The following is a 19758-nucleotide window of genomic DNA, read 5'->3' as shown; positions in this document are numbered from 1 at the left end:
GGCTTACAACTTGAAGCGTGATACTTCGTTGTATAGTTGGCCTGAAATTTCACGTAGTTCTTCTGCTTGATTGCTTGCAAGCTGTGCTTGTGACGCTAGGTCATCAGAAACATCTTTAACTTCGTTAGTGTTGCGAGTAATTTCCGCAGTCACTAGCGACTGCTCTTCGGCCGCTGCTGCAATCTGGCTTGCCATGTCATTGATCATGTTGGCTGATTGCGTGATACGCTGTAGGCTCTCAGAGGCGGTACGTGCGTCATCAACAGCTTTCTCAGCGTTAGATTGGCTGGTTTGCATAGATTGAACCGCACGGTTCGTGGTGCTTTGTAGCGTCTCGATGTTTTTGTGGATCTCTCCAGTTGCATCATGAGTACGCTGGCTAAGCACACGAACTTCATCGGCAACTACAGCAAACCCGCGACCTTGCTCGCCAGCGCGAGCGGCTTCAATCGCTGCGTTAAGTGCAAGGAGGTTGGTTTGTTCTGCAATGTCTTGGATAGTGCCAAGAATGCCGCTGATCTCATTGGTACGCTGCTCTAGCTCTTGGATAACCGTTGTTGCATCACTAATGTCAGACGCTAGAGACAAAATAGAATCTTGGCTGTTAAGCACTTCACGCTCACCAATGTTCGACACCTCAACCGTTGAAGCCCCTTCTTTAGCTGTGTTCTCTGCATTGTTGGCAATTTCTTGGGTCGCACTCGACATTTCTGTTACTGCCGTAGCAACCATATTGATCTCTTGCATCTGGTGATCAATGCGTTGAGAGTTATTGCTAGCGTGCTCAGCAGTTACATCCGCCTGTGAAGATAGCTGAGTTGAGAAACCATGGATGTTGCTCACTAGCGAGTGCATCTTACCAACAAAGTCATTGAAGCTCTGTGACAACTGACCCACTTCATCTTTGCTATTAACTTCAATACGTTGTGTTAGATCACCATCGCCTTGAGAAATCGCTTCTAGCGCTTGGGTAACTTGAGTTAGGCCGCCTAGTAGGAATGATACTAACCAGAAGATAAAGATAATCATCACCGCAGCAATACCGACAGCAACCATGATGAGTTGTGATAGCAGGGCTCTGTGGTTTGCCTCTTCAGTGTCACGGTCCATCTCGATGGCAAAAATCCAATCAGAGTTCGGCACGGACATGAAGTAAAGCAGTTTTTCTTTACCGTGGCGCATTACATCTTCAATACGGTTTTGGTCAATAGCAGTGCGAATCTTAGTCACCGTCATGCCTGGCTCAACTTCGCTGATGGTTTTCATCAACATGTTGTTGTCAGGGTGAGCAAGCACGGTGCCTTTGTCATTCAACATCATCGCAAAAGCGTTTGTGCCAACATCGTAATCATTGATGGTGCGTTGAAGTGATTTGAGAGTTAGGTCGGCACCCATTACACCAATCACATTGCCGTTTTTGACCACAGGTGTCGAGATGGTGATAAGTGTTTCACCATTTTGAGCACCCGCATAAGGCTGTGAAACATAGGTAGAACGGGTTTGAACCGCCGTGCGGAACCACTCGCGCGAGTTAGCATCGAAACCTGGGTGAGGTTGAGTTTGCCCGCTTGGGTATAGATCACCGCTAAGCTCTGCATAGAAAACTTCATCGAAGTTTCCTGCTTGCTTAAGCATCGGCATAACACTGATGGCTTGTTCTAGACCACTGACCTCAGTCCCTGACTCTAAAACACGCTTGTGGCTATTTAACCAGTAATCTAGCGATTCCGTCGCTGCATTAGAAGTACTGATTGCACGGCTATAAACACCATAGCGGGTTTGATCAAAAAGAGTCGTTGAGGCTTGCCAAGTTAGGGCGGTCGCTAAAACCGAAATACATACCAGTACGCAGACGGTAATTTTGGCTTTTAGAGACCAGTTTTTAAATTGCAGCAACATTTGTTAATCCACGGTAAATTGAGGAAGAAAAGGACGGTGTAAAAATATGTGATATTCGTCAAATTTTCAAGGTAATTGATGATATTTTGGTCATTATTTTGTCAATTATAGGTAAACGTTTGCCTGTGATCTAAATTATATAAATGGCCAGTGTGACTGGTTGCATTACATACAGAAAGTTGTGTTTTAGTGATCTATTCATCATAAATATGAAAACGCAATAGTGGTAAACGCACATTAATTTAAACTTGTTCATGTTTTTAGGTCATACACATCTTCGACCTCCTCCCTAACTGCATACAAAAAAAGGTAAAAACATGATGGAACGCCTTAACCTCAAATTGGCTATTAGCGCTGCATTACTGGCAACAGTAACGGGTTGTGCCTCTCAAGCTCCAAACTGGGAACAAGATAAAACTTATAAGCTGACCGTTTTGCACACGAATGACCATCACGGTCGCTTTTGGCAAAACAAATACGGCGAGTACGGTATGGCCGCTCGTAAGACCCTAATTGATCAGCTACGTGAAGACGTGCGAGCAGATGGTGGTAGTGTACTACTGTTATCGGGTGGTGATATCAACACAGGTGTTCCGGAGTCAGACCTCCAAGATGCTGAGCCAGATTTTAAAGGCATGAAGATGCTTGGTTATGACGCGATGGCGCTAGGTAACCACGAATTTGACAACCCACTAGATGTGCTTGAAAAGCAAATTGCATGGGGTGGCTTCCCAATGCTGTCTGCCAATATTTATGACAAAGCAACGGGCGAGCGCAAATATGACGCCTATCATATCTTCGAAAAGCAAGGCTTGAAGATTGCGGTGATCGGTTTGACGACGGAAGATACCGCAAAAATCGGTAACCCAGAATACATCAGCGAACTGGACTTCCGTGATCCAAAGACAGAAGCAAAAAAACTGATTGCGGAGCTGGAAAAATCTGAAAAACCAGACCTTATTTTTGCTGTAACACACATGGGCCACTACGAAGATGGTAACCGTGGTGTTAATGCACCAGGTGATGTTGCACTCGCGCGTTACCTAGATGAAGGCTCATTAGACATGATTGTCGGTGGTCACTCGCAAGAGCCTGTTTGTATGGAAGGTCCAAACCTAGTTAAGAAAAACTTTAAGCCTTCTGATGAGTGTAAGCCGGATCAACAAAACGGTACTTGGATCGTGCAAGCACACGAGTGGGGCAAATACGTAGGTAAGGCGGATTTCGAATTCAAGAATGGCGAGCTTGAGATGGTAAGCTATGACCTGATCCCTGTGAACTTGAAGAAAAAAGTGAAAGTGAACGGTGAGAAGAAGCGTGTCTTTATTGAAGATGAGATCCCACAAAACCCAGAAGTGCTAGCCTTCCTAAAACCGTTCCAAGAAAAAGGACAGGCAGAACTTGGGGTTAAGATTGCCGAAACTAACGGCAAGCTAGAAGGTGATCGTAACGTCGTTCGCTTTAACCAAACTAACCTAGGTCGTTTGATTGCTACCGCTCATATGCAACGTGCAAAAGCAGATTTTGCCGTAATGAACTCGGGTGGTGTGCGTGATTCTATCGAAGGTGGTGATGTTACTTACAAAGACGTACTGAAAGTTCAGCCTTTTGCCAATATCCTTACTTACAATGATATGACGGGTGCTGAAGTACTTGATTACCTAAATGTTGTTGCAACCAAGCCTGTTGATTCAGGTGCGTACGCACAGTTTGCGGGTATTTCAATGACCGTGGCTGATGGCAAAGTGAGTGATGTAGTTATCGGTGGTGAGCCGCTAGATATGGCGAAGACATATCGTTTCACCGTTCCTAGCTACAACGCTGCTGGTGGTGACGGTTACCCTAAAGTGGTTAATCACCCTGGTCACGTAAACACTGGCTTTGTTGACGCTGAAGTATTGAAAGAGTACTTAGAAGCAAACAGCCCAATTGATGTAAATGCTTATGCGCCGAAAGGTGAGATGGTTTATAAGTAATGGTATCTTAGGGAAAAGGTAAAGGGTAAAGGGTAAAAGGGAAATGGAAGAGCTTCGTTGAGCCATCCTTTCCCTTTAGCGACAGCGTCCTTTTCCCGTTTACCCGACATGAGCCTCGTCTTATGGCGGGGCTTTTCTATGTCTAGAACTCTCAGGAATACCCATGACACCAGCGATTAACCTTGCCAAGAAGAAAAAGATTGCGCATACCATTCACCAATATCAACATGATCCAAAAACCGACAGCTATGGCTTAGAGGCTGTGCATGCTCTGGGGCAAGACCCAAAGTCTGTTTTTAAGACGTTGTTATTCTGTCTGAATGGTGAAGCGAAAAATCTGGCCGTCGCTGTTATCCCGGTAGAGGAGAAGCTGAATCTAAAGCTTGCCGCTAAGGCAGCAGGCGCTAAGAAAGCTGAGATGGCAAATCCTGATATAGCACAAAAGACGACAGGGTACGTTGTTGGGGGTATAAGCCCATTGGGGCAGAAAAAGGCATTGCCGACATTTATTCATCAAAGTGCTAAAGAGTTAACAACCATGTGTGTGAGTGCGGGCAGGAGAGGATTGGAGATCGAACTTGCCCCAGCGGATCTAGCTCTGCTTACTCGTGGAACACTCATCAACCTTTGCGACGTTTAGGCAACCTAAACAAGGTTGTTGATTTCAGGTGTAGCAATGCACCGCTCTATCTACCACCTCATCCTCTAACTAAATCATCGTCATTATAAGAGTAAAAACTCTAATAACCTCAGTGATTTACGAACAGAGCGAAAATGGTTTAACATCTAACTGGTCCGATTTCTTGTTTATAAACATATCACTAGAATGCCGCCGTTTAATTTATATAACGTGCAAACTAAAAGATATTTTCAATGAATAAGAAGCGTCTGTTAAATCAAGCTATCGTTGCTGCGATCGCTCTCTCTTCCACCCATGCAATGGCTGCTGGGTTCCAACTTAATGGTCAATCAGCAACTGGCCTTGGCCGAGCATTCGCTGGCGATGCTGTGATTGCCGACAACGCTTCAGCAATGGCACGCAACCCTGCTGCAATGGCCTTGTTCAAGAAAAGCAGCCTGTCTGTTGGCTTTAATGTGATTGATACGGATGTGCGTATTAAAGAAGGGACCTATTTTGATGGTTGGGGTGGAGAAGAGTCGATATCAAACACCAATGGTATCGGTGGTACTTCATTTGTGCCTAATTTCTTCTTCGTAAACCCTGTAAATGAAAAGTTTGCTTGGGGTGTGGCTGCTTACTCTAATTTTGGCACAGCAACCCAGTTTAAAGATGACTTTGCCGCTGCTACATTTGGTGGAACAACAAGCGTAAAAAGCGCTAATTTAGGCGCTTCTCTTTCTTACCGAATCAATGAGCAGTTTAGTGTAGGTGCTGGTTTAGATCTTATCTATGGTGTAGGCGAGCTAAAACGTGGAGCGCCTTCTGGCTCTGCGCTTTCAGTGGAAGCTGATGGCAGTGCAATTGGTTGGAACATCGGTACTACCTATGAAGTAAATCCAAATCACCGCTTCGGTCTAAGCTACCGAATGAGCCCAGAGCTTGAAGCAAGTGGTAAGGTGTCTACAGCGATTACTGCGGGGTCTGATGACGTACTATATATGCCTCTACCAGATATGGTTGAGTTTTCCGGTTATCACCGCCTAGCGGAAAAGTTTGCAATGCACTACAGCATTCAATGGGTCGGTTGGGCTGAATTTGATAAAATCAAAACTAAAGAGCTTGGTACCTTGAAGCAATACGATTGGAAAGACGCTGGTCACGTTTCTATCGGCGGTACCTACGATCTAAATAGCGATTGGACACTGCGTGCTGGCTATATGTACGACGTAGCTGCTACGGACAAGAAAAAGTCTATCTCAATCCCAGATTCAGATCGTCAATGGTTGTCAGCAGGTGCTGGTTACAGCCTATCTGAGAACTCAGTGATTGATTTTGGCTTCACGTACCTAATCGGCCAAGATGTTAAGCTGAAAGAAGCAAGTGATGTGAGCTTTGCTTATGTAGAAGCGACAACACGAGCTGATGCAATCCTATTCGGTCTTCAGTACAGCCATTCGTTCTAATTAAAACGATAAGCGATCTATTTCCAAGCCCTCCATTGAGAGGGCTTTGTTGTACCTAAGGTATAGTTATGTAGGGCGATACGGCGAGCTCGATCTGCTCTCCCCCTTTTCAAGGGGGAGTTGGTGGGGGTTAAAAGTGACTTAAAGATGTTGAGAGAGTCACTTAAGAGCGTAGCTCCTTGTGGGAGATTTGATTGAAGTAGTAGATACTTAATCAATAGCTGTTGATTCGAGATGTAACCCCCTCTAGCTCCCCCTGGATCGCCAGCCGCTTGAAAAGGGGGAGGACTGGTAATCACTAGTTGTAAGAGTGACAAATCATTGGCACTTATTGGGGAGTAATCTTCCCCCCCAAAAAAATACAGCAAAGTGCCCGTCTTTGACGTGAGGTTTTTTTTTGCATTTGAGGCTATGGAAGTTTTAAAGGTAATTTCCAAACCCCATATAGGCCGCGATTACCATCGGTAGGACAGCCCTTTCCCGTTAGCGAAGCGTCCGTTAGCGCAAGCGTCCCTTTTCCCGAATACGAATAAGCCCCGTCACATGACAGGGCTTATAAAAACAAAAAAGCCCCGTCTTTCGACGAGGCTTAATAATATGGTCGGTGAAGAGGGATTCGAACCCCCGACCCTCTGGTCCCAAACCAGATGCGCTACCAAGCTGCGCTATTCACCGAGATTGTTCTCTTTGCGATTCATCTTTATCGCTGGAACGAGGCGTATGATACGGATTCTCCGTTGATGCGCAAGCATTTTTCCAGAAAAAATCGATAAAACTGATTGAACGTTGAATAAATGCTCGAATGCGTTTGAAATGTGACCAGATACACAAGATTTCATGTTCACTAATTAATCAAAAGGTCAAATTGATCTGGATCAGTACCGGACATCGAACTCAGAAATAAAGTGGATCAGGTCATTTACCACCAAGAGAGGCACTATTATGGACTTCTGGCTTGATCTCCTATTCGGTAACGCTGTTGGATTATCATCAATGATTGTTATTTTTGGTGCTCTAGCACTGATGTTGTTCTTTGGTGGCTTCTTCATCTATCAGGTGGTAAACGACAAATCTCCTCACTAGATCGCTTAGCAATGAAAATTTTGCACCGGGGAAGGTTACCTGCTTTCTCCGGTTTTCTCGTATTTGTTCCTAGATAATTCCTTTCACCCGAGAGTTTTTGATTACTTCTGTTGATAGATTGCTATAATCCACGCTAATCACCACCAACCGACTTGCTGCTATGAATCAAAACGACGATCTTGATTTATTTCAACAGATGATGGGGGATGTGACACCGCTTAAGCAAGATACCGCGGTGCACGAGACTAAGCATGTGGCCACTGATGCGCAAATTGCTCGTCAATTAGCTGCCGTGAGCTTGTCAGAAGACGACCCCGAATATCTATCTTTAGATAACGCCCCTATGGTTAAACCAGATGACATGTTGGAGTTTAAACGCTCTGGTGTGCAAGATGGTGTGTTTAGAAAGCTCAGATTAGGCAAGTATCCCATTCAAGCCAAATTGGACCTTCATCGCCGAACGCTGAAAGAAGCGAGAGATGAAGTGGTTAATTTCCTGCGTCAGTGCCAAAGAATGGATATTCGCACTGTTATCATTGTGCACGGCAAAGGGGAGCGCTCTAATCCTCCTGCGTTGATGAAAAGCTACGTGGCAGCTTGGCTTGAACAGATAACCGAAGTGATGTGTTTTCACAGTGCTCAGCGCCAGCATGGTGGCTTTGGTTCTGTTTATGTCATGCTTAAGAAAAGTGCCGAGAAAAAGCTGGAAAATCGTGAACGCCACCAAAAGCGTATGAGTTAATTTGAGGATCGACAATGCTGTCGGTTCATTTCAACAAGGCCGTTGAGAAACGTTAAAGAGTAATAAAATATGAGTGATGTTAAAGCTGTTCGTCTAAACAAGTTTATCAGTGACACGGGCTTTTGTTCTCGTCGTGAAGCTGACAAGTTGATCGAGCAAGGCCGGGTAACGATAAACGGCAGCCTTCCAGAGATGGGTGTAAAAGTGACAGATACTGACGAGGTGTTGGTTGATGGAAAACCGCTACGTGGCAAAGAAAAACCTATCTATATCGCTTTAAATAAGCCAGTTGGCATTACCTGTACCACAGAGCGCCATGTTGAAGGCAATATTGTCGACTTTGTTGGCCATCGAAAGCGAATTTTCCCGATTGGTCGTTTGGACAAGCCATCCGATGGCTTGATTTTCCTTACCAATGATGGTGACATCGTGAACAAAATCCTTCGTGCTGGCAACTCCCATGAAAAGGAGTATGTGGTACGTGTGGATAAGCCGATTACCGATGAGTTTATTGACAAAATGGCGTCAGGTGTCGAGATCCTAGATACTGTGACTTTGCCTTGTCAGGTGACAAAAGAGACCAAGTTTTCTTTTCGAATCGTGCTAACCCAAGGTCTTAACCGACAGATCCGTCGCATGTGTGAGGCGCTTGGTTACGATGTGTTTAAGCTGCGTCGTGTGCGTATTATGAATATCTCAATTGATGGGATTCAAAACGGTAAGTGGCGTTATTTAACCGATGCTGAAGTGGCGGAAATTCACCGTATGTGTGAAAGCTCGTCAGGCACTCAAGAAGCATCGAGTAAAGATGGTAAAGGCAACACCATTGTCAAAGCGACAGACGCAAAGTTGTTTGACGCTCGCAAACAAAAACGTGCTGAAGAAGATCGATCTACCTCTAAAGGAAGTGGCAATCGTGGTAAATCACGCCATGATTTCAATAGACCAAAGGGTGGTAAGCCTGGAGCTAAGTCATCGAACCGTCGAGGTAAATCTGACTCACAAGGGTCAAGCTCGAATACTGGTGGCTTTAAGATCAGAAAGCCCAGCGGAAAAACACTGGGCTGATCACTCTGATTTAATTGATATCACATTGAGCAAGTGTCGAGGTCGATACTTGCTCAACTTGCCAGCCTCTGTTTTTAAGCAGCAGGGGTAGGTTGTCCTCTCCAATCAAATGCAGGGCACCGACGACGACAAGAAATCTCCCTTGTTCAGGTAACCAGTCACTTTCTAACATGTCTGCCCAGTTCTTATTGCGATCCATAAGCAAAGGGGCGAGCGTGGTTTTGTCGTAATACTCACCTTCAAGCATGCTCAACAGCCGTTTCTTATCTCCAGATTTCCAACTGGCGACTTGGCATTCAAGCTGAGCATCGACCTGTTCCCATTCTTGGATTAACTCTAGCAGCAATGCCGCTCCGTTATTTGGTAGGTCATTTAATACATTGAGCTGAGACTCTGCAGTTTCAAACCCGTAATTTGGCAGGCCAATTTCTTTCGCCTTGGTCTCGTAGTATCGGTCGATACCATCTTCTGCGGAATAGCCTAGTTGAGAGAATTTTGCCATTTGCAAGGTGACTGCACTCAGCCAAGGCGGTGCATTGACCAGTTGGGATGGCAGACCAAACTGCTTAAGTCGTGATTTTAGTTCTCGCTGCTCTTCTATTTCCAACACATCAAGTGCCGAAAATTCGGCTTGAGGAAACTGAGGAGATTGGACGCTGTTAGGGTCGATTTCTGTAATGAGGCCATCGCTCATGTTCAAATAGTCGTTGACGTACTCCGGCATTGGATACATATCCGCACGGCCAACATGAATACTTCCCATTAAAAGTAAATCTCGACCATCTTTTCTTGCTGACCAGTACAAGGGTTCAGCAATGGCGATCGACGTTGTAGACAGTAGAAGCAGGGTAAGAGTGAAATTTTTAAGTGACATGAGGAAGACCTTTGGCAAAGGAGAGATATTAAAGTAGCGTTTTTTATGCTCAGAAGCGAATGGCTTGTGGTTTGGGTATCTCATCTAATGATTGAGTCAATCTGTTGTGCTGATTCTAGTAGTAATGCAAATGTGACTAGAGTCACGTTCTGTAGCTAAAAAAGCCTAAAATTATGGTTTGATGGCAAATACATTACCGTGAAGTGACTCGAAAAAGGCATCTATAAAGTGCCTTGTAATGTGATATGGATCGGTTTTGATAGTTTTCTATATCCTTTTATATCTTTTGTATCTTAATTAACTGATTGTTTTTAATGATTTTATATTTTTTCCTTTCATGTGATGTGAAGGTGATCACCTTCTATAATCAATTTTTTTTCACCGCGAAAAATATCTGCAAATATTCGTCTCAAGCTAGGACGGCGAAATAAAACATTCGAGCTGCAGTGTTCCCCTCATGGGCAAGGTAAGCCCCACACATTGCGGCCTTAGATAAGATAGAAAGGTATTTATAATGAAAAAAGTATTCGCTTTGACTGCACTAGCAGCCGTATGTTCTTCAAGCGCTTTTGCGGGTTCTTCTTACGTGACTGGTAACGTCCAGTTCCACAGTGAGAACAAGAACCCTAACGTGACATCGACTCTAGAAGCTGGTCACACATTCAGCACTGGTACAACGCTTTTGACTGAGTTTGACGGTATTTCTCTAGGCAGCTACGAAGATCCGACTGTAAAATCAACAGAAGGTGTTACTCCTCACATCACACTGGGTGTTGAGCAGAGCTATGCATTCAATGACAACCTATGGGTTGCTGCGGGTTACCACCACCTGATGAACAACGGTGAAACGGTTCAGCATCGTCCACTAGTGAAGATTGGCTATAACTTTGATAACGGTATCGCAATCAGCAACCGTACTCGTTACCACGACATCAAAGAAGGTGATAACAACCAGTGGCGTTTTGATAACCGCATTGGTTATGCACTGCCTGATGCAGACGTAGCGCTTGCGTACAACAACGTTTACGTGATTAACACTGAAGCAAATTCAAAAGACACTATGGATCACGAGCTACGTGCAACTTGGACACGTGAAGGCGTACAACCATACTTTGAGCTGCGTAGCCAAGGCCACGGTGGTGACAACAACGTGAACACTGCATTTGTATTCGGTGCTTCATACGGCTTCTAAGTCAATTTAAATAGTCCTAAGTCCGTTTAAGCCACAGCGTTTGCTGTGGCTTTTTTTGGTTTTCAATCTTCGTAACTTGCAAAGGTGAAAGTCTGCCCTTGCTCGTTAAAGGCGTATACTTTGTAGGGATGTTTTTGGTCACCATATTCCATGCCTGGTGAGCCTAAAGGCATGCCCGGTACTGCAAGTCCTAATGCTTGTTTAGGTGGGTTAGCCAAAAATGCTTTGATGTCTTTGGCTGGGATGTGACCTTCAAAAACATAGCCATCGATTACTGCAGTATGGCAAGAAGCTAGTTGAGGCGTTACCCCAAGTTTTTGCTTGATTGGGCTCATGTTGTCATGGTTTTTCACCGTTACTTCAAAACCAGCATCTTGCATGTGCGTAACCCAATCGTCACAGCAGCCGCACGTGGGAGATTTGTGAGTGATCATAGGTGCTGCAAATGCGGAACTCATGGTTAGCATTCCGAGCGTAAATAGGGTTGATTTCATGATTCACCTTTGTATTTGGTTGGTTGAAACAGTCGCAGTCGATTAGCATTCGATACGACGGTAATAGAAGAAAGTGCCATTGCTGCACCAGCGACAACTGGGCTTAGTAAAAAACCGAAGGCTGGGTACAACACACCTGCTGCAATAGGGATTCCTAAACTGTTGTAGACAAAAGCACCGAGTAAGTTCTGTTTCATGTTTCTTACCGTTGCTTTTGAAAGTTCGATGGCATTTGCCACTGCCAGTGGTGAGCTATTGAGCAGTGTCAGTTGCGCACTTTCAATCGCAACATCAGAGCCACTGCCCATAGCGATACCAACATCGGAACAGGCAAGGGCAGGGGCGTCATTAATACCATCACCTACCATGGCGACTTTGCGACCTTGCGCTTTTAGGTTTTCAATATGTTGCGCTTTTTCCTCTGGCAGTACTTGAGCGAAGACTTGTGAAATGCCCAACTGCTCAGCGACATGGGTGGCGACGACTTGATGGTCACCAGACAGCAGCACAACGTCGATGTTGAACTGACGCAATTGCTCAACCGCCTGCTTTGCTTCGCTTTTGATGGTGTCTGCTATCGCAAATAAGGCTTGAACTTTACCATCGACAGCCACATAAACCGCAGTGGCACCTTGATGGTGGAACTTGCTTTCTTCGGTCGAGAACTCTTGGGTCGTTATGCCATGGTCGCTAAGCAATCTAGCACTACCAATAAGCAGTTTTTCATCATTTAAAAAGGCACTGACGCCTTTACCTTGAACGGCCTTAAACTGTTCTACTTTAGGTTTGTTTTGCTCGCTCTCATGGCAAAAATCTGTCATGGCTTTGGCAAGCGGGTGTTCGGATAAAGCTTGCACCGCGTGCACTTTAGATTTCAGTTCGGGTGAGTGCTGTGGTTCGACAAATATTGCATTGATAACTTTTGGTTTGCCCTCGGTTAGCGTGCCTGTCTTATCAAACACTACAGTATCGATGCTACTTGCCGATTGAAGCACTTCAGCATCACGAATCAAAATGCCCAGTTGCGCTGCTTTACCGACACCTGTAGTGACTGAGAGTGGCGTGGCGAGCCCTAAAGCACAGGGACACGCAATAATTAATACTGTGGTTGCCACCACTAACATGTAGCTTGCTTTAGGCTCTGGCCCCCAAAGCCCCCAAATGATAGCGGCAATGATGGCAATGGCGACTACAACAGGGACAAACACCGAAGAAATCTTATCGGCCAATTTGGCTATTTGAGGTTTGGAGCTTTGTGCTTGGCGAACCATCTTGATGATCCTTGCCAGCACGGTATTTTGCCCAGCGGAGGTTGTTTCAATCACGAGCTGTCCGTCACCATTGATGGTACCTGCTGTCACTTTGTCACCGACTTTTTTGTAGGCAGGGATAGGTTCGCCTGTGAGCATCGCCTCATCAACAAAGCTTTCACCGGAGAGAGTCACACCATCCACTGGGATTTTATCTCCAGGCATGACTTGTACTTTAGTGCCTATGGTAGCTGTGTGCAGCGGGCGTTGCTCAATCTTTCCATCGACCAACACCTTGATGGTTTGTGGTTGCAGGTCAATCAGTGATTGAAGTGACTGGCTAGTTTTAGCTTTGGCTTTGGCTTCAATGTAGTGGCCTAATGAGATAAGGCCGATGATCATCGCACTGGCTTCAAAGTAAACGTGGCGAGAAGCCGCTGGCAGCCAGTGAGGGGCAATAACGACCAGCATAGAGTAAGCCCAAGCCGCGCCTGTCCCCAATGCAACTAAGGTGTCCATGGTCGCTCGGCGGTGCTGTAGCGATTGCCATGCAGAGCTGAAAAAGCCTTTGCCAGCGGTGGATAGCAGCCAAAGCGTGAGCAAACCAACGATGCCCCAAATCCATTGATCATTGGTGTTTCGGATCATCATATTGCCACCTAATACACCCCAAGCCATTAGCGGGGCGCCGATAGCCAATGCGGTGATTGTGCTGCTGCGATGCTTTTTTAGCTCTTGTTGGTATGCCTGCTGCTGCTTTTCTCTGAGCTTCGCTTCATCCTCAACGATTTCTGCTGGGTAACCCGCAGCTTTGCTGGTGGCCAAAAGTTGATCAAATTGAATTTCATCGCTGTGCCAGACCAACGCAGAGTGCTCTGCCAGGTTGACTTGTACCTGCTCAACCCCTGCCACAGAGAGCAGCGCTTTTTCTACCGATGCGACACAACTGGCACAGGTCATCTTCTGAATAAGGAGCTGCTTAGGCTCAGATTGTGGAACAAATTGGGTGGGTGAAGAAGGCATATCATCGCTGGCCGTTTGGGTTGTTTGCTTCGATACTTCATGACACGTTGGCTCATCAGTATGGGCTTGGTAGCCGAGGGCTTCGATAAGGCTTATGAGCGATTGCTGGTCGATGGAACCAAGCAGTGATAACTCAGTCTTGCTGACATCAAATCGAGCGATATCTTGACGTTGTTCGAGGGCATTTCTTACTTTGCTAACGCATTTACCGCAATTGAGCCCACTCAAATGCAGTTGGTGCCAGATACCGGCTTGGTAATCTAGTGCCTCAATTTCAGAGATCACTTGACTGAGCGACGCTACAGTGTTGAGCGTCACTTGTTGCGGGGATATCTGTTCGACACTGGTCTCGGGGAGGGTATCCAGTCGGTTTTTGACTTTATTAGCACATCCCATGCAGTTGAGGCCACGCAGCGGCAAAGTGTATGACGTCATTTGGCAATCCTAATTCTGAGTATTGTCATCAGCATAAAGGTTTCCCTTGGGGTAAGGTCAAGCAAGTTATTGGCAAACACACCTCAGTTGCCATTGTAGATTTATGTTGCGGTGGTAAAATGTCGCCAAAATTTATCCTTATTTTACGTAGCGGGCTCAATCGTTACGTTCGCACTCCAAAGGAATTCAAATGACGGTTAAAACTCGTTTTGCACCAAGCCCTACTGGTTACCTACACGTAGGCGGTGCTCGTACAGCGCTTTACTCTTGGCTATACGCTAAAAACCAAGGCGGTGAATTTGTTCTACGTATCGAAGATACTGACCTTGAACGTAACTCTCAGGAAGCAGTAGATGCGATCCTAGAAGGCATGGCTTGGATGGGTCTGAACTGGGATGAAGGCCCGTTCTACCAGAGCAAGCGTTTTGACCGTTACAACGAGATGATCGAAAAGCTGCTTGAAGAAGGCAAAGCTTACCACTGTTACGCTTCTAAAGAGCTGCTAGACGAGATCCGCGCTGAGCAAGAAGAAAACAAAGAGATGCCTCGTTACGATGCGAACCACCCGAAAATTGTTGCAGCAAACGCAGCAGCAAAAGAAGGTGATGCTTCAGTCGTGCGTTTCCGTAACCCAACGGAAGGTAGTGTAGTATTTGAAGACCAGATCCGTGGCCGCATCGAGATTGGTAACGATCAGCTAGATGACCTTATCATCCGCCGTACTGATGGTGCGCCAACTTACAACTTCGTAGTTGTTGTGGATGACTGGGATATGGGCATTACTCACGTAGTTCGTGGTGAAGATCATATCAACAACACACCGCGCCAGATCAACATTTACGAAGCACTAGGTGCACCAGTACCAACGTTTGCTCACTGTGCAATGATCCTAGGTGATGACGGTGCGAAACTTTCTAAGCGTCACGGCGCTGTATCGGTAATGCAATACCGTGACGAAGGTTACCTACCAAACGCACTAAACAACTACCTAGTACGTCTAGGTTGGTCTCACGGTGACCAAGAGATTTTCTCTCAAGAAGAGATGGTTGAGCTATTCACTCTTGGCGCTATCAGCAAGTCTGCTTCTGCATTCAACACGGACAAGCTTCTTTGGTTGAACAACCACTACATCAAGACGTCAGCACCTGAGTATGTCGCAGAGCACCTACAATGGCACCTAGACAACCAGAAGCTTTCGGTTGAAAATGGCCCTGCAATCACTGAAGTTATCTCGCTAGTTGGCGAGCGTTGCAACACCCTAGTTGAGCTAGCAGAGCAAATTCGTTACTTCTACGAAGACTTCGCTGAGTTTGAAGCGGGTGCTGCGAAGAAGCACCTACGTGGTGTTGCAAAAGGCCCTCTAGAGCTTGCGTTAGCAAAAGTTGAAGCGCTAGAAGAGTGGACGACAGAAAACATCAAAGATGGTGTTATCAAAGCAGTATGTGACGAATTAGAGATCGGCATGGGCAAAATCGGTATGCCGCTACGTGTTGCTGTTACTGGCGGCGGTCAATCGCCTTCAGTCGATGCGGTAATGCAGCTGATTGGTAAAGAGCGCTGTGTTGCTCGTATCAAGATGGCTATTGCATTTATCGAAGCGCGTGAAGCGAACGCATAATTCGATGCCAATGAAAAAACCGCAGATTGTTCTGCGGTTTTTTTATGTCTAGATTTCATGCAGCTCCTAAGTCATAGCTTGCTAATAACCGTACGTGGCAATCTATTTGCTGATTCGCTTCTTGGTGCCAATCATGTTGACTGCAAAGCTCTAACATCAACACAATAAGATGCTCAAGACGCTGCTTAGCCCATTGTCTTAATTCTAATTGGCAACTTAAGTTACAGTAGACTTGTTGCAGCTTACTGTAAGCAAAATTTAGGTATTGATAACCTTTATGGGCGTTTTGCTGGGCAAGATAATGGCGATAAAGGCGTAAACTCGCATCCAACCAACAAGCGATGGCTTTACTCTGGCCATCAGTGATCATGGGGCCCCAGATTTCCTCGGGGGGATCAAGCACTAAATTGACCAGCTTCTCAGCTTGATGATGCTGTTTAGCGAGATACCACGCAGAAACTTCTTGTTGCCAACGTTCTAGTTCACTCATGCGGCAGCGACCCATTTTCGAACATAGTGATTACTGCCCACTTGATCGTAATTCGCTTGAGGTTGGGCGGAAAAAGCGCGTACTTTATCAGCATTCTGTGAGTAGTCCGGTTCGCTATGTACCAATTTACCAAATGGAACGTCCGGGTCAGGAACCGCTGAGATCAGCAATTTTGTGTAAGGATGTTGTGGGTTAGTCAATATCGATTGTGTGTCTCCCCATTCAACAATCTGACCCTGATACATGACGGCGGTCTCCTCGGCGATATAGTGTGCGGTCGCTAAATCGTGAGTGATGTAGAGAAAGCCAATGCCTAAATCTTGTTTCATTCTTTGCATCAAATTCAACACGCCCAAGCGAATTGATACGTCGAGCATAGATGTCGGTTCGTCGGCAAGGATCATTTCTGCCCCGACAGCAAGTGCTCTTGCCAAGTTGATGCGTTGACGTTGGCCACCACTCAGTTCATGAGGGAACTTAGCTAGGGTTTCTACAGGCAGTTCAACAAGATTAAGCAACTCTTCCAAGCGGTTTTTTTCATCAGCGCCTTTTTCTAGTTGCTTATGGATTTTAAGCGGGCGAAGTAAATGGTGCTGGATCGATTGCGTTGGGTTTAGCGAGCCAAACGGGTCTTGGAAAACCATTTGCACTTTACCGCGATATTCCAATACGTCTTTGCGGCGAGTGAGGGTTTGAATGTCTCGGCCTCGGTAGAGGATTTCGCCTTGTGTTGGCGCAAAGACTTTAGTGATGAGTCTTGCGCAGGTACTCTTGCCGCATCCTGATTCACCCACCAGTGCGAGCGTTCTGCCTGCATGAAGATTAAAGCTCACCCCATTGAGCGCCGTAAAACTCTGTTTGCCGCCTAAAGAGTCGACTTGGAAGGTTTTGGTTACATCGTTGAGTTGAATGATAGGTTCCATTATGCCGTCACTCCTTGGTTACTAGATTGAGATTTGTGCTCGTGGATATTGGGGAACGAGCTCCACAGTTTTTGGGTATATGGGTGCTCGGGATGATTGCGAATGGCGTGGGCATTATTCACCTCGACCAGTTGTCCATGACGCATGATGGCAATTCGATCACAGAGCTGGCTCATGAGAGCTAAGTCGTGGGTAATGAAGAGTACTGAAAATCCAAATTCATCACGCAGTTGATAGATTTGCTGCAAGATCTCTCTTTGCACCACAACATCTAAAGCCGTTGTCGGTTCATCCATGATAATGAGCTTTGGATTCAAGGTGAGGGCAATCGCAATCACAAGACGTTGACGCATGCCACCACTGAACTGGTGTGGGTAATCAGAGAGCCGATTTCTTGGGATATTGACCAAATCGAGCAATTTTTGTGCACGGTCAACCGCTTGCTGTTCGCTTAGCCCCTGATGGTGGCGCATAACATCGACAAATTGCTCTTTCACGGTCAGTACTGGGTTAAGCGAGTTCATTGCACTTTGGAATACCATAGCAATTTCACTCCAACGCAGGGTTTGAAGCTCCTCGTCAGGTAGGGCAAGAATGTTGCGCTCTTCTAGCCAAATTTCGCCTCCAGAGATAAATGCAGGAGCCTTATGTAAGCGATTGATAGCAAAAGCTATGGTGCTTTTTCCGCAACCAGATTCACCAGCTAAGCCGAAGATTTCACCTTTGCCAATGTCAAAGCTTACGGACTTTACCGCTTCAAAATCGCCGTTGTCGGTAATGTAATCCACACACAAGTTTCGTACTCGCAAGAGTGGGTTGGAGTGCTGAGCGTCAAGATTAGGGGAGTGGTTGGTAGACATAATCATCTCGTTCAATCATTTGATAATGATTATCAATACCACTTAATTTTAGTAGAAAACAAAGTCGGGCCAGAAAAAGGTGACTTAGACCGTGATTTATAAAGGTTGGGTGATTTTTACTGCGAGTGATGTCACTTTAGAGGTGCCAGCACTGCTCGGTGGAGTTAGGTCGAGCAGCGCTGACGAGGTTATAAGTTGAATGCTTTTAAGTTGGTGCGAGTTTTTTCTGCATTTTGCAGTAGATCCTTACTGTGTTCTGTCATCTGTTGGCTATCGTGGAATAAAAATTCCATCTGGCTATTTAGATGCGATAGTTGATCGATCAAGTTAGTCATGGAGCCAAACTGATGTTCGTTGGTTGCTACCACGTCTAAGTTCGAGGTGTTTGAGTGCTCTACTTTTGAGATGATGTCGTCAATTTGCGCAGACGCAGATTCTATGACAGTAACGCAGGATTCCGCACTATCTAGACCTTGCTTCATAGAGCCAATGAGCTGCTCGGAAAACTTATGTAAATCGACCAAAATCTCTTCCACTTGGTCGGTAGAAGTAGATGTTTTTTCCGCAAGCGATCGTACTTCATCTGCAACGACTGCAAATCCTCGCCCACTTTCTCCTGCTCGGGCAGCCTCTATGGCGGCATTTAGTGCCAGCAAATTGGTCTGCTCAGCAATACTGCGAATGATTTCAAGGATATTGGTAACTTTCCCAGCTTGTGAGTTAAGTGCATCTGCTACTTCAAAGGCTTCTTGGGTTTGCTGGGCGAGGCTGTGGTTTTGCGCCACGGCATCATTTAGGCTCTGTTGTCCCTTGCGAGCAGAATTCACGGCGTGCTCTAAAGAGTCAGAAGCGCCTTCGACTTGACTCTTCACCGAATCTACCGAGGTCTTGAGTTCTTCCCCCATCGCCAGAGATTGGCGAATATCTTCTCTTTGCTGGCGAACCTTAGACTCAAGCTGTTCGATGTTGGTTTCTAAGTTAGTTGAGATGTTGGCAACATCGGTAGAGTTTTGGTTGATGGTGGATAGCGACTTCTCCAAGGTTTCAATAAACTGGTTGATGTAATGGGCCAGTTCACCAAACTCGTTGCGCTTGGTGTAGTCAATCCGCTGAGATAGGTTGCAATCCCCAGAAGCTAGTTGACGGGTGAGAAATTTAAATTGAGTCAGTGGATTAACCAGTGCAACTCGCACAAGAATTACAACCGATGCTAAAGCAAGCAGTAAGATCCCACCACCAACTAAAAATATAGTGGTAAGCAGTTTGGATTCCAGTTGTTTGATTTCTGCATATTGCCATTCAACGATCGCATAGCCGACCAGCTGACGTTTTTTACCCGACAAAAGCGGGGTGACAAAGAGAGCTGTATTGCTGTTGCTCCTCAGCATCTGCGCACTGTCGAGTGACTCTGGAAGTTGGCTCTTCGCTACTGGTGCAACGGATTGATTTGAGCTGCTATAAAGTAAGGTGCCGTCTTTTAGTAGTAGAGAGACATCGCTAAGCGTCGCTTGATTCTCTTCTAGATAGCTTTCCAGTTTTTCTTGTACCGCATCGAGCTTTTTGAATCGTACCGAGGTAGCGACTTGGTCTGCGATCGTGTTCGTGGTTTGGATAAAACCTTTTTGATTGGATGCACGCAGAGCAGACATGCTGCTCTGCCACACAACAAAGGTAATCACTACCATCGCAACGATCACTAATATCGAGGTACTCAGTATTAGCGTTTTGCGAATGCTCATAAGTTTT

The 19758-nt window shown here is 45.8% G+C and carries 16 protein-coding genes and 1 tRNA gene; 8 read left to right on the top strand and 9 right to left on the bottom strand.

Features of this window, described 5'->3' with window-relative positions; genetic code table 11:
- Positions 1-3 precede the first annotated feature (3 nt).
- Positions 4-1899, bottom strand: coding sequence for a methyl-accepting chemotaxis protein (locus tag J4N39_RS11060; RefSeq protein WP_252019201.1), 1896 nt, complete (start codon positions 1897-1899; stop codon positions 4-6).
- Between the two features lie 317 nt (positions 1900-2216).
- On the opposite strand from J4N39_RS11060, the gene ushA reads away from it, so the two are divergent.
- The 3 genes from ushA (at position 2217) to J4N39_RS11045 (ending at position 5960) form a co-directional block, all read left to right on the top strand.
- Positions 2217-3875 (top strand): bifunctional UDP-sugar hydrolase/5'-nucleotidase UshA, encoded by a 1659-nt coding sequence (gene ushA, locus J4N39_RS11055; protein ID WP_252019199.1) that lies wholly within the window; start codon positions 2217-2219, stop codon positions 3873-3875.
- Positions 3876-4038: 163 nt separating this feature from the next.
- A complete protein-coding gene (ybaK, locus tag J4N39_RS11050) occupies positions 4039-4515 on the top strand; it encodes a Cys-tRNA(Pro) deacylase (RefSeq protein ID WP_252019197.1) in 477 nt (158 codons plus the stop codon).
- 233 nt (positions 4516-4748) lie between these two features.
- The gene (locus J4N39_RS11045; RefSeq protein WP_252019195.1) at positions 4749-5960 is read left to right on the top strand and encodes an outer membrane protein transport protein; all 1212 of its coding nucleotides are present in this window, start codon (positions 4749-4751) and stop codon (positions 5958-5960) included.
- A gap of 598 nt (positions 5961-6558) precedes the next feature.
- Here J4N39_RS11045 and J4N39_RS11040 read toward each other — a convergent pair.
- Positions 6559-6635, bottom strand: a tRNA-Pro gene (locus J4N39_RS11040).
- 267 nt (positions 6636-6902) lie between these two features.
- Here J4N39_RS11040 and J4N39_RS11035 point away from each other — a divergent pair.
- The 3 genes from J4N39_RS11035 (at position 6903) to rluF (ending at position 8853) form a co-directional block, all read left to right on the top strand.
- Entirely contained in the window at positions 6903-7043 is a 141-nt protein-coding gene (locus J4N39_RS11035) for a DUF3149 domain-containing protein (RefSeq protein WP_252019193.1), read from the top strand.
- A 160-nt stretch (positions 7044-7203) separates the two neighbouring features.
- Entirely contained in the window at positions 7204-7785 is a 582-nt protein-coding gene (smrA, locus tag J4N39_RS11030) for a DNA endonuclease SmrA (RefSeq protein ID WP_252019191.1), read from the top strand.
- 69 nt (positions 7786-7854) lie between these two features.
- A complete protein-coding gene (gene rluF / locus J4N39_RS11025) occupies positions 7855-8853 on the top strand; it encodes a 23S rRNA pseudouridine(2604) synthase RluF (protein ID WP_252019188.1) in 999 nt (332 codons plus the stop codon).
- A gap of 10 nt (positions 8854-8863) precedes the next feature.
- Here the strand turns inward: rluF and J4N39_RS11020 are convergent, their stop codons facing one another.
- The gene (locus J4N39_RS11020) at positions 8864-9727 is read right to left on the bottom strand and encodes a TraB/GumN family protein (protein ID WP_252019186.1); all 864 of its coding nucleotides are present in this window, start codon (positions 9725-9727) and stop codon (positions 8864-8866) included.
- 514 nt (positions 9728-10241) lie between these two features.
- On the opposite strand from J4N39_RS11020, the gene J4N39_RS11015 reads away from it, so the two are divergent.
- The gene (locus J4N39_RS11015) at positions 10242-10919 is read left to right on the top strand and encodes an oligogalacturonate-specific porin KdgM family protein (protein WP_252019184.1); all 678 of its coding nucleotides are present in this window, start codon (positions 10242-10244) and stop codon (positions 10917-10919) included.
- Positions 10920-10981: 62 nt separating this feature from the next.
- Here J4N39_RS11015 and J4N39_RS11010 read toward each other — a convergent pair whose 3' ends face one another.
- Positions 10982-11413 (bottom strand): DUF411 domain-containing protein, encoded by a 432-nt coding sequence (locus J4N39_RS11010; RefSeq protein ID WP_252019182.1) that lies wholly within the window; start codon positions 11411-11413, stop codon positions 10982-10984.
- Positions 11410-14121, bottom strand: coding sequence for a cation transporter (locus tag J4N39_RS11005; RefSeq protein WP_252019180.1), 2712 nt, complete (start codon positions 14119-14121; stop codon positions 11410-11412). Before J4N39_RS11005 ends, J4N39_RS11010 begins: the two co-directional genes overlap by 4 nt.
- Before the next feature lie 190 nt (positions 14122-14311).
- On the opposite strand from J4N39_RS11005, the gene gltX reads away from it, so the two are divergent.
- Positions 14312-15739: a glutamate--tRNA ligase gene (gene gltX, locus J4N39_RS11000; RefSeq protein ID WP_252019178.1), complete on the top strand. Its 1428-nt coding sequence runs from the start codon at positions 14312-14314 to the stop codon at positions 15737-15739.
- 55 nt (positions 15740-15794) lie between these two features.
- Here gltX and J4N39_RS10995 read toward each other — a convergent pair whose 3' ends face one another.
- The 4 genes from J4N39_RS10995 to J4N39_RS10980 all read right to left on the bottom strand — a co-directional run bounded on the left by J4N39_RS10995 (position 15795) and on the right by J4N39_RS10980 (position 19751).
- Positions 15795-16229, bottom strand: a complete 435-nt coding sequence (locus tag J4N39_RS10995; protein WP_252019176.1) for a transcriptional regulator — start codon at positions 16227-16229, stop codon at positions 15795-15797.
- On the bottom strand, positions 16226-17155 hold the full coding sequence (locus J4N39_RS10990) for an ATP-binding cassette domain-containing protein (RefSeq protein ID WP_252023707.1): 930 nt from the start codon (positions 17153-17155) through the stop codon (positions 16226-16228). The genes J4N39_RS10995 and J4N39_RS10990 overlap by 4 nt, the downstream gene beginning before the upstream one ends.
- A complete protein-coding gene (locus J4N39_RS10985) occupies positions 17152-18012 on the bottom strand; it encodes an ABC transporter ATP-binding protein (protein WP_252019174.1) in 861 nt (286 codons plus the stop codon). Before J4N39_RS10985 ends, J4N39_RS10990 begins: the two co-directional genes overlap by 4 nt.
- Before the next feature lie 188 nt (positions 18013-18200).
- A complete protein-coding gene (locus J4N39_RS10980) occupies positions 18201-19751 on the bottom strand; it encodes a methyl-accepting chemotaxis protein (protein ID WP_252019172.1) in 1551 nt (516 codons plus the stop codon).
- Positions 19752-19758 lie beyond the last annotated feature (7 nt).

The sequence above is a fragment of the Vibrio sp. SCSIO 43136 genome (assembly GCF_023716565.1).
Classification (GTDB): domain Bacteria; phylum Pseudomonadota; class Gammaproteobacteria; order Enterobacterales; family Vibrionaceae; genus Vibrio.
This window is presented reverse-complemented; position numbering and strand designations above follow the sequence as displayed.